Source organism: Enterobacter cloacae complex sp. SYL001 (assembly GCF_049237025.1).
Taxonomy (GTDB): domain Bacteria; phylum Pseudomonadota; class Gammaproteobacteria; order Enterobacterales; family Enterobacteriaceae; genus Enterobacter; species Enterobacter intestinihominis.
Genome location: NZ_JBMKJI010000046.1, coordinates 1 through 11,136, shown reverse-complemented (window position 1 = coordinate 11,136; position 11,136 = coordinate 1). Strand labels below are relative to the sequence as shown.

10 protein-coding genes and 1 pseudogene are annotated in these 11,136 nt (G+C 59.1%); 4 read left to right on the top strand and 7 right to left on the bottom strand.

The features are described 5' to 3' along the window. Positions 1-161 precede the first annotated feature (161 nt). Positions 162-851 (top strand): enterobactin synthase subunit EntD, encoded by a 690-nt coding sequence (entD, locus tag ACOTZP_RS23465; RefSeq protein ID WP_271074974.1) that lies wholly within the window; start codon positions 162-164, stop codon positions 849-851. Here the strand turns inward: entD and ACOTZP_RS23460 are convergent. The 7 genes and pseudogenes from ACOTZP_RS23460 to betT all read right to left on the bottom strand — a co-directional run bounded on the left by ACOTZP_RS23460 (position 787) and on the right by betT (position 7,113). Further along, the gene (locus tag ACOTZP_RS23460) at positions 787-1,626 is read right to left on the bottom strand and encodes a metal ABC transporter permease (RefSeq protein ID WP_038415618.1); all 840 of its coding nucleotides are present in this window, start codon (positions 1,624-1,626) and stop codon (positions 787-789) included. The two genes, entD and ACOTZP_RS23460, sit on opposite strands and share 65 nt — an antisense overlap. Beyond that, complete coding sequence (gene sitC, locus ACOTZP_RS23455) at positions 1,623-2,471, bottom strand: iron/manganese ABC transporter permease subunit SitC (protein WP_022647369.1); 849 nt, start codon at positions 2,469-2,471, stop codon at positions 1,623-1,625. Before sitC ends, ACOTZP_RS23460 begins: the two co-directional genes overlap by 4 nt. After that, positions 2,468-3,274, bottom strand: coding sequence for an iron/manganese ABC transporter ATP-binding protein SitB (gene sitB / locus ACOTZP_RS23450; RefSeq protein WP_023299548.1), 807 nt, complete (start codon positions 3,272-3,274; stop codon positions 2,468-2,470). Before sitB ends, sitC begins: the two co-directional genes overlap by 4 nt. Before the next feature lie 2 nt (positions 3,275-3,276). After that, positions 3,277-4,188 (bottom strand): metal ABC transporter substrate-binding protein, encoded by a 912-nt coding sequence (locus ACOTZP_RS23445; protein WP_271074973.1) that lies wholly within the window; start codon positions 4,186-4,188, stop codon positions 3,277-3,279. A gap of 211 nt (positions 4,189-4,399) precedes the next feature. Beyond that, positions 4,400-4,684, bottom strand: coding sequence for a NadS family protein (nadS, locus tag ACOTZP_RS23440; RefSeq protein WP_003858821.1), 285 nt, complete (start codon positions 4,682-4,684; stop codon positions 4,400-4,402). A 65-nt stretch (positions 4,685-4,749) separates the two neighbouring features. Beyond that, a pseudogene (locus ACOTZP_RS23435) lies at positions 4,750-4,941 on the bottom strand (addiction module toxin RelE); the annotation flags it as partial. A 138-nt stretch (positions 4,942-5,079) separates the two neighbouring features. Continuing rightward, the gene (betT, locus tag ACOTZP_RS23430; protein ID WP_022647365.1) at positions 5,080-7,113 is read right to left on the bottom strand and encodes a choline BCCT transporter BetT; all 2,034 of its coding nucleotides are present in this window, start codon (positions 7,111-7,113) and stop codon (positions 5,080-5,082) included. Between the two features lie 128 nt (positions 7,114-7,241). Here betT and betI point away from each other — a divergent pair, with 128 nt between their 5' ends. The 3 genes from betI to betA are packed head-to-tail and all read left to right on the top strand — an operon-like array spanning position 7,242 to position 10,993. Beyond that, on the top strand, positions 7,242-7,829 hold the full coding sequence (gene betI / locus ACOTZP_RS23425) for a transcriptional regulator BetI (protein ID WP_023299544.1): 588 nt from the start codon (positions 7,242-7,244) through the stop codon (positions 7,827-7,829). Positions 7,830-7,842: 13 nt separating this feature from the next. Further along, complete coding sequence (gene betB / locus ACOTZP_RS23420; RefSeq protein WP_271074972.1) at positions 7,843-9,315, top strand: betaine-aldehyde dehydrogenase; 1,473 nt, start codon at positions 7,843-7,845, stop codon at positions 9,313-9,315. Positions 9,316-9,328: 13 nt separating this feature from the next. After that, a complete protein-coding gene (gene betA / locus ACOTZP_RS23415) occupies positions 9,329-10,993 on the top strand; it encodes a choline dehydrogenase (RefSeq protein WP_271074971.1) in 1,665 nt (554 codons plus the stop codon). Positions 10,994-11,136 lie beyond the last annotated feature (143 nt).

The following is an 11,136-nucleotide window of genomic DNA, read 5'->3' as shown; positions in this document are numbered from 1 at the left end:
ACGGAATGACCACCACCGCCGTATGTTCCCCTCACCCTAACCCTCTCCCCGGAGGGGCGAGGGGATTGCTCAGTGCTCGCATTAATTTGTGGGGAACCCTCAGCCCTTTGGGAGAGGGCCGGGGTGAGGGCATCAGGCCGCACAATACTGAAGGGAAAACCATGCACACAAACCACAGCACATTTTCTCTCGCCGGCCACACCCTTCACCGCATCACTTTCGACCCCACCACCTTCACCGACGCCGATCTCCTCTGGCTCCCCCATCACGCACAGCTGGCTGACGCCGGACGCAAGCGCAAATCCGACCACCTGGCAGGCCGCATCGCCGCGGCGCATGCGCTAAACGAGCGCGTAATCCCCGGCATCGGACCCAGCGGCGAACCGCTCTGGCCGCAAGGTATTTCCGGCAGCATCACCCACAGCGGCACGCAGGCGATGGCCGTCGTCACGCATCACCCGGCGCTTATCGGCATCGATTGTGAAACGATCCTTTCCGAAAACGAAGCCTGGGAAATCAAAGACGGCATCATTGATATGCAGGAAGAACCTGTGCTTTCCCGCTCGGGATACCCGTTCGCCCTCGCCCTGACGCTGGCGTTCAGCGCCAAAGAGAGCCTGTTCAAGGCCCTCTTTCCGCAGGTGCAGGCCTGGATGGGTTTTGACAGCGCCCGCATTACCCTGCTCGACGACAGGACGCTTACGCTGGCATTGACCCGTCATCTTTCAGGCTTTGAGGAAGGCACTGCCTTCACCCTTCACTGGCAGCAGCACGGCGAACAGGCCATCACCCTGCTGTCACACGCTCCTGCCGACGTGCCTTCACGCTGGTCACCACAAACGTCACGATAAACACCATCGCGAACAGGACCACAATGGTCGGCGCGGGCGCGCTGTCGAGATAAAACGAGGCATAAACGCCGCTTACCGACACCAGCGCTGAAACGGCGACCGCCACCAGCAGCGCCATGTGAAAGCGTCGGGTGATCAGCACCGCCACCGCGCCGGGGGCAATCAGCAGCGAAATCGACAGAATTATACCCACCGCTTTCAGCGTCGCCACGATGGTCAGCGAAACCATGCACAGTAAGCCGTAGTGCAGCCAGCGGGTGCGCAGGCCGCTCGCCTGCGCCTGCTGATAGTCAAAGCAGAACAGCAGAAAATCGCGCCACTTCAGGCCAATCACCAGCGCAATCAACCCCGCGACGAGACCGCTTTGCAAAATGTCCATCCCGTTAATGCCCAGCATATCGCCGAACAGAATGTGGTCGAGATGCACCTCAGGTTTGACGGCGATATAGAGGATCAGCCCGGCGCCGAACATGCCGGAAAAGACGATCCCCATAACCGTATCTTGCTTGATTCGGCTGTTATCCTTCAGGTATCCGGTGGCGACCGCGCAGAACAGACCAGCCACGAATGCGCCCAGCGCCAGCGGCAGGCCCATCATCCAGGCCAGCACGACGCCGGGAAACACCGCGTGGCTCATGGCGTCGCCCATCAGCGCCCAGCCTTTCAGCACCAGAAAAACCGACAGCAGCGCGCAGGGCACGGCCACCAGGAGTGAAATCAGCAGCGCGTTGTTCATAAACGCAAACTGGAACGGTTCGAGGAGCAGCGTCATCATGGATGTGCCTCCCGCGCCCGACGGCGGCTGGCAAGCAGCCCGTGCTTCGGCGCAAAGACGAACGCCAGCAGGAACAGCAGCGTCTGGGCGACCACGATAATGCCGCCGGTGGCGCCGTCCAGGTAATAGCTGGCCCACGCACCGAGGAAGCTGGTGATGCTGCCAATGGCGACGGCAATCATCAACAGGCGCGGGAAGCGATCGGTCAGCAGCCAGGCGGTCGCACCGGGCGTAACCACCAGACAGATCACCAGAAATGCGCCGACGGTTTGCAGCGCCGCCACGGTAGAGACCGCCAGTAGCGTAAAGAAGAGAATTTTCAGACGTTCCGGGCGCAGACCGATGGCGCGGGCGTGGTTCTCATCAAAAAAGGTCACCATCAGATCTTTCCATTTGAACAGCAGGATAACTATCGACACCACGCCGATAATCGCCAGCTGGACGATATCTTCCGGGGCGATAGCCAGAATATTGCCGAGGACGATTGTCTGAATGTTCACCGAGGTCGGGTTGAGTGAGACCATAAACAGCCCCAGCCCGAAAAAGGAGGAGAAGATCAGCCCGATAATGGCGTCCTCCTTCAGGCGGCTGCGCTGGTTGAGAAACAGCATGCTGCCCGCCGCCAGCCCGCCCGATAAAAACGCCCCCAGCGAGAACGGCAGTCCGAGCATGTAAGCGCCCGCTACGCCCGGCACGATGGAGTGCGACAGCGCATCGCCGATCAGCGACCAGCCTTTGAGCATCAGATAGCAGGAGAGAAACGCGCACAGCCCGCCCACCATCGCCGAGACCCACATCGCGTTGAGCATGTACTCGTAGCCGAAGGGTTCGAGAAGCGCGTTCATTTGGCCTCCTGTCGGTGCGTGACGAAGGGGCGTTCGTCGTCGGTAATAATGCGATCTTCCGAGCCGCTGAGCACCACGTGGCGCAGCACGCCGCTGAAGGCGCGCTCAAGATTCTCGGCGGTAAAGGTGATATCCGTCGGGCCGCTCGCCAGCACGGTGCCTTTGACCATCACCGTGTAATCGCAGAATTCCGTGACCGAGCCCAGATTGTGGGTCGAGACCAGCATGGTTTTACCCTCGTCGCGCAGCTCCCGCAGCAGGCTGATGATCCTGGCTTCGGTTTTGACGTCCACGCCGGTAAACGGCTCGTCGAGCAGGATCACCTCGCCCTGCTGGGCAATCGCCCGCGCCAGAAACACGCGCTTCTTTTGGCCGCCGGAGAGCTCGCCAATCTGCCGATGACGCAGCTCAAGCATATCCACGCGCTTCAGGGCGTCGGTTACAATCTGCCTGTCGCGCTCTTTTGGCCGACGCAGAAACCCCATATGCCCGTAGCGGCCCATCATCACCACGTCCTCGACCAGCACCGGAAATGACCAGTCGACCTCTTCCGACTGCGGCACGTAGGCGACCAGGTTCAGGCGCAGCGCCCGGTGAGGCGGAAGCCCGAGAATGGAGATAGTGCCGCTCGCCGCCCGCACAAAGCCCATCACCGCCTTAAACAGCGTGGACTTGCCGGAACCGTTCACCCCCACCAGGGCGGCAATCGATCCGCCCGGCACGCTGAACGACGCGTCGCGCAGCGCCGTGTGGCCGTTGCGGTAGGTCACGGTCACGTCGGTTACAACAATCCCCTTCTGCATGGTTACTCCTTCATCCCGTCGCGGATGCCCTGCACCAGCGTGCGGGTGGTGACGTTCAGCAGATCGATATAGGTTGGCACCGGGCCGTTTTCTGCACTCAGGGAGTCAACGTACAGCACGCCGCCGTAATGGGCGCCGGTTTCCCGCGCCACCTGACGGGCGGGCTTATCCGAGACGGTGCTTTCGCTGAACACCGCCGGAATGTGATGTTTTTTCACCAGATCGATAACCTTGCGCACCTGCTGCGGCGTGCCCTGCTGATCGGCGTTGATCGGCCACAGGTACAGCTCTTTCAGGCCCAAATCCCGCGCCAGATAGGAAAACGCCCCTTCGCTGGTCACCATCCAGCGTTTGTCTATCGGGATCGCCGTGACCTGCTTGCGCAGCGGTTCGAGAGTGGCGGTGATCTTCTGCTTGTAGGCGTCGGCGTTACGCTGATAGGTCTGCGCGTTGGCCGGATCGTACTTCACCAGCGCGTCGCGGATGTTATCGACGTAAATCAGGGCGTTGTCCGGCGACATCCACGCATGCGGGTTGGGCTTGCCGTTATAGGGCCCTTCGCTGATGCCCATCGGGGTGATGCCTTTGGTAACAATCACCTCCGGCACGCCGTTCAGATGCTGATAAAAGCGCTGGAACCACAGCTCCAGATTCATGCCGTTCGCCAGGATCAGCTGCGCCTTATGCGCGCGTTTGATATCTCCCGGGGTGGGTTGATACTCATGAATTTCCGCGCCCGGTTTGGTGATGGAGGTGACCTCTGCGGCATCCCCCGCTACGTTTTTCGCCATATCAGCGATAACGGTAAAAGTGGTGATGACCTGGAACTTTTCAGCCGCCAGCGCGCCGGTTGTGGTCGCGGTCATAAGCAGCGCGCCGAGCAACAGACGCTTCAATCCTTGCCGTGGATGCATCGCAGAAGTCTCCTGAGGTGATTAAATTAAAAGCAAAATTAGCCCGTGCTATAAGGTATAGCACAGGCTATATTTAAATGAAAATAATTATCATTAAAGTTGTGTCAACGGAGGGAGAGCCTGATGGCGCTTCGCTTATCAGGCCTACGGTAAAGCAGTTTTGGAGTTTTGTAGGCCGGGTAAGCGCAGCGCCACCCGGCATAAGGGCGACTCACTGCCCGGCAAGTGCCTTATAAAATGCAGGATTCTCCCGAATCACATTAAGTACCTTCGCCGCCAGCCCGGTTGGGTTGCGACGTTTAGACTCCCAGCTCTTTATCGTATCGACGCTCGTGCCAAGCGCCTTCGCCATTTCGCTTTGCGTGATATTGAGCTGCTCTCTGATGGCGCGCACATCAGCAACTTCATAGCGGGTTACCCGGGAAGCGGCTTTTCTTCCGTTATGGATCTCAACGGCCTCTTCAAGCGAAGATTTTAATTCATTAAAAATACTCATTATCAGCCTCCACCTGCCTGATTAGGGTACATAGTACACCTCAAATTTACGTCACTGGAAGCAGTATCTTTCAGAATGGAAGTCAGCTTTTTAAGTTCTGCTTTCTCTGTCTCTGTCAGGCTGTCCTTTATGCATTTTGGATAGGCCATAATGAAATAGATCACCTCTTGCAGATCCTTTAATTCATCATCCGTAGCAATGCTTTTAATCTGTCGGGTAAAGAGTGATGTTTCGATAAACTCTATCGCATGACTCATCCATAGTTCCTTCCCTAAACGCAGCAAAAGCCCGAATGCTTCAGCATCAGGCTCTTGCTGCATGGTTACTCTTCCTTGAGTAATGCTGCGCCAAATAACTGTATTTATATACAGTCTGAAGGTATTTTAAGAATCCGTTTAGACATCCGGGAACATCACGCTATTCCCCGGCGCCTCCCTGTGGAGATGGATAAAGTTCAGGTGCCGTTCATACTGGTCCAGAATATCCGTAATTACCTGCTCCTTGCTGTAATCCATCAAATCATTCCCCTGGCTCCCTTCCAGCAGGAAGGTCTCCAGCCGGTAGTAGGTCGATTTCCCGCTGCGCGCCCGGTAGGTGAACCCTGGCACCGAATACTGCTGCGGCCAGATCTGATAAACAAAGTTCTGCTCGTCGCCCATGTGCACCAGCAGATCCAGGTGCCCCAGGGTTTCGCCCTCTTCCGGTGGCAGGTTTTTCAGCTCCACGTAGGCGCCACGCAGCTTCAGCTCCTGCGCCACCTCTTCCATCGCCGGGAAGCAGACCGTCTCCATCATCTGGCTGGTGTAGCGCGTGCCCGGGTAGTTCATCAGGCGCGACAGGCGTTTCTTCCAGCTCAATCTGTCCTGCGCGCCCATCGGCCGGGGCGCGGTGTCGCGGCTGGCGCTGACGCGGCGGTAGTCTTCCACCTTGAGCGATTTATACAGCCCGGCCATCACGAAGAAGATCACGAAGCTGAACGGCAGGCCCATGATCACCGTGGTGTTCTGCAACGCAGAGATACCGTTGGTCATCAGCATCCCGAGCGTCAGCAGGCCGATGGCGACGGACCAGAAGATGCGCAGCCAGTTCGGCGCATCGCTGTTGATGTCCTTCAGCTTTGAGGTGAAGTTCCCCAGCACCAGCGCGCCGGAGTCCGCCGAGGTGACGTAGAACAGCAGGCCGGTAATGGTTGCTACGGACGCGCTAAAGGTAAACGCCGGGTACTGCGCCAGCAGGCTGTAGAAGCCGCGCTCCGGGTGCACCATCGCTTCCTGCGCGAAGGTCGCATTGCCGTGGATAATTTCGTGCAGCGCGCTGTTGCCGAAAATCGACAGCCACAGCAGGGTGAAGGTGAACGGGATGATCAGCGTGCCCATCACGAACTGACGGATGGTGCGCCCACGCGAAATGCGCGCCAGGAACAGGCCGACAAACGGCGACCAGGCCACCCACCACGCCCAGAAGAAGAGCGTCCAGTTGTTCATCCACTCCACCGGGCGGTCAAAGGCGAAGCTGTTCAGCGTCATGCCCATAAAGCGGTTCACGTAATCACCTACGTTGAGCACTAGGGCGTTGAGCAGGAACGAGGTGTCGCCCATAAACAGCACGAACAGGATCAGCCCCAGCGCCAGCGCGACGTTCAGCTCGGAGAGCACGCGAATACCTTTATCCACGCCGGAGGTCACCGAGATGGTAGCGATGATCACCGACAGTGCAATTAGCGCCGCCTTCGCCGCCATCGAATCCGGGATGTCAAACAGCACGCTCAGCCCGTAGTTAAGCTGCACTACGCCAATCCCGAGCGTGGTGGCGATGCCGAAGATGGTGCCGATCACCGCCGCGATATCGACGCTGTGACCAATCGGACCGTTGATCTTTTTCCCGAAAATCGGGTACAGCGCGGAGCGGATGGTAAGGGGCAAATTATAACGATAGCTAAAGTATCCGAGCGCCATGCCCATCAGGGCATACATTGACCAGCCCGTCAGGCCGTAGTGGAACAGCGTCCAGACCATCGCCTGACGCGCGGCCTCCATCGTCTGCCCTGCCCCTTCCGGCGGCTGCATATATTGCGTGACCGGTTCCGCCACGGAGAAGAACATCAGGTCGATGCCAATGCCCGCGGCAAACAGCATCGCGGCCCAACTCAGCAGGCTGAACTCGGGCTTGGACTGCTCCGGCCCAAGCTTCACCGAACCGAAGCGCGAGCAGGCAATGCAGACGACGAACACGATATAGAGCGTCGCCGCCAGAAGGTAGTACCAGCCGAAGGTCTTCGACACCCAGTTCAGGGTGCGCCCAATCCACTCGGCAGAAAAATCACGAAAGAAGATAGTCGTCAGGGAAAACAACAAAATCAGCCCGGCGGACGTAAAAAAAACGACCGGGTTGATTTTGTCTTTTTCTCTGTCTTGTGAAAGGTCTGTCATCCAGTATCCCCACTGTTTTTGTAACTATTAAAATCCAAAATCGCAACAATTAAGACACATTTTATATTGAACGTCCAATCAAAAACCGCTTTAATAGATTACCAATGCTGATGAATGGAGTGGCAAAAATGCCCAAAGTGGGGATGCAGCCGATCCGGCGCAGGCAGCTCATCGATGCCACGCTGGAAGCAATTAATGAAGTGGGAATGCATGACGCAACCATCGCGCAAATCGCCCGTCGGGCGGGCGTGTCCACGGGGATCATCAGCCACTATTTCAAAGATAAAAACGGTCTGCTGGAAGCAACCATGCGCGACATCACCGGTCAGTTACGCGATGCGGTATTAAGCCGTTTACGCGCCCTGCCGGACGGCAGTGCAGAGCAGCGTTTGCAGGCGATTGTCGGCGGCAATTTTGATGAAACCCAGGTCAGCGGCGCGGCGATGAAGGCCTGGCTGGCCTTCTGGGCCAGCAGCATGCATCAGCCGATGCTCTATCGTTTGCAGCAGGTCAGCAGCCGCCGGTTGCTCTCAAATCTGGTGTACGAATTCCGCCGCGAACTGCCGCGTGAACAGGCTGAAGAGGCGGGCTACGGGCTCGCCGCACTGATTGACGGGCTGTGGCTGCGCGCCGCGCTCAGCGGCAAACCGCTGGATAAAACCCTGGCCCAGTCGCTTACCAGCCACTTTATCAGCCAGCATTTACCGACCGAATAACCGAGGAGGAAGCATGTCCCGAATGGCAGAACAGCAGCTTTATATAAATGGTGGTTATACATCCGCCACCAGCGGTCGCACCTTCGAGACCATCAACCCGGCCAACGGTGAAGTTCTGGCGAGCGTGCAGGCCGCCGGGCGTGAAGACGTGGACCGCGCCGTGGAAAGCGCACAGCGCGGGCAAAAAATCTGGGCGGCGATGACCGCCATGGAGCGCTCGCGCATCCTGCGTCGCGCCGTCGATATCCTGCGCGAGCGCAACGACGAGCTGGCACAGCTGGAAACCCTCGACACCGGTAAAGCGTTTTCTGAAACCTCGACCGTCGACATCGTCACCGGCGCGGACGTGCTGGAGTACTACGCGGGGCTGATCCCGGCACTGGAAGGCAGCCAGATCCCGCTGCGCGAGACCTCCTTCGTCTACACCCGCCGCGAGCCGCTGGGCGTGGTGGCGGGCATCGGCGCGTGGAACTATCCGATCCAGATCGCCCTGTGGAAATCCGCCCCGGCGCTGGCGGCGGGCAACGCGATGATCTTCAAGCCGAGCGAAGTAACGCCGCTTACCGCCCTGAAACTGGCGGAAATCTACACCGAAGCGGGCGTGCCGGACGGCGTGTTTAACGTTCTGCCGGGTGTGGGCGCGGAAACCGGCCAGTACCTGACCGAGCATCCGGGCATCGCCAAAGTCTCCTTTACCGGCGGCGTCGCCAGCGGCAAAAAGGTGATGGCGAACTCGGCGGCCTCGTCCCTGAAAGAGGTGACGATGGAGCTGGGCGGTAAATCCCCGCTGATAGTGTTTGACGATGCGGATCTGGATCTCGCGGCAGATATCGCCATGATGGCCAACTTCTTCAGCTCCGGTCAGGTGTGCACCAACGGCACCCGCGTGTTCGTGCCCGCGAAGTTCAAAGCCGCGTTTGAGCAAAAAATCGTTGAGCGCGTGGGCCGCATCCGCGCGGGCGACCTGTTCGATGAAAACACTAACTTTGGCCCGATGGTCAGCTTCCCGCACCGCGACAGCGTGATGCGCTACATCGCCAAAGGCAAAGAGGAAGGTGCGCGCGTGCTGTGCGGCGGTGATGTGCTGAAGGGTGACGGCTTTGATAACGGCGCGTGGGTTGCCCCGACCGTGTTCACCGACTGCACCGACGAAATGACCATCGTGCGCGAAGAGATCTTCGGCCCGGTGATGTCCATTCTTTCCTATGACACTGACGAAGAGGCCATTCGTCGCGCCAATGACACCGACTACGGTCTGGCGGCGGGCATTGTCACCGCCGATCTGAACCGCGCCCACGGCGCTATTCATCAGCTCGAAGCGGGCATCTGCTGGATCAACACCTGGGGCGAATCCGCCGCGGAGATGCCGGTGGGCGGCTACAAACACTCCGGCATTGGCCGCGAGAACGGCGTCATGACGCTTCAGAGTTACACCCAGGTGAAGTCCATCCAGGTTGAGATGGGTAAATTCCAGTCCATATTTTAACCGGGAGGTTTATTTGCAATTTGACTACATCATTATCGGGGCCGGCTCTGCCGGCAACGTTCTGGCAACACGACTGACTGAAGATCCGAACACCACCGTCCTGCTGCTTGAGGCGGGCGGGCCGGACTACCGCTTTGACTTCCACACCCAGATGCCTGCCGCGCTGGCCTTCCCGTTGCAGGGCAAGCGCTACAACTGGGCGTATGAAACCGAGCCAGAGCCTTTCATGAACAACCGCCGCATGGAGTGCGGACGCGGAAAAGGGCTGGGCGGCTCGTCGCTGATCAACGGCATGTGCTACGTGCGCGGCAACGCAATGGATCTGGACAACTGGGCGAAAGAACCGGGTCTGGAGCACTGGAGCTATCTCAACTGCCTGCCCTACTACCGCAAGGCAGAGACCCGCGACGTGGGGCCGAACGACTACCACGGCGGCGACGGTCCGGTGAGCGTCACCACCTCTAAGCCGGGCGTGAACCCGCTGTTTGAAGCGATGGTGGAGGCAGGCGTGCAGGCGGGCTACCCGCGCACCGACGATCTCAACGGCTATCAGCAGGAAGGCTTTGGCCCGATGGATCGCACGGTCACGCCGCAGGGCCGACGCGCCAGCACCGCGCGCGGCTATCTGGATCAGGCCAAACCGCGCCCGAATCTGACCATCCGCACCCACGCCATGACCGATCACATTATCTTTGACGGCAAGCGCGCGGTGGGCGTCGAGTGGCTGGAAGGCGAAAGCACCATTCCTTCAAAAGCGACAGCGAAGAAAGAGGTACTGCTGTGCGCGGGCGCTATTGCGTCTCCGCAGATCCTCCAGCGCTCCGGCGTGGGTAAAGCTGAACTGCTGAAGCAGTTTGATATCCCGCTGGTACATGATTTACCCGGCGTGGGGGAAAACTTGCAGGATCACCTGGAGATGTACCTTCAGTATGAATGCAAAGAGCCCGTTTCCCTCTACCCTGCCCTGCAGTGGTGGAACCAGCCGAAGATTGGCGCGGAGTGGCTGTTTGGCGGCACCGGCGTGGGTGCGAGCAACCACTTCGAAGCGGGCGGGTTTATCCGCAGCCGCGAGGAGTTCGAGTGGCCGAACATTCAGTATCACTTCCTGCCGGTAGCGATTAACTACAACGGCTCGAACGCGGTGAAAGAACACGGCTTCCAGTGCCACGTCGGCTCCATGCGCTCGCCGAGCCGCGGGCACGTACGGATTAAGTCCCGCGACCCGCATCAGCATCCGGCGATCCTGTTCAACTATATGTCCCACGAGCAGGACTGGCAGGAGTTCCGCGACGCGATCCGCATCACCCGTGAGATCATGCACCAGCCCGCGCTGGACAAGTATCGCGGTCGCGAAATCAGCCCGGGCGTCGAATGCCAGACCGACGAACAGCTGGACGAGTTCGTGCGTAACCACGCCGAAACCGCCTTCCATCCGTGCGGCACCTGCAAGATGGGCTACGACGACATGGCGGTGGTCGATGGCGAAGGCCGCGTTCACGGGCTGGAAGGGTTACGCGTGGTAGATGCGTCGATTATGCCGCAAATTATCACTGGCAACCTGAACGCCACCACCATCATGATTGGTGAGAAGATTGCCGACGCCATTCGCGGGCGCGAGCCGCTGGCGAAGAGCACGGCGGCGTATTATGTGGCGGATGGGGCGCCGGTTCGCCGCTGAGTGCGAACTTCTCCTCTCACCCCGGCCCTCTCCCTTTGGGCTGAGGGTTCCCCACAAATTAATGCGAGCACTGAGCAATCCCCTCGCCCCTCCGGGGAGAGGGTTAGGGTGAGGGGAACATACGGCGGTGGTGGTCATTCCGT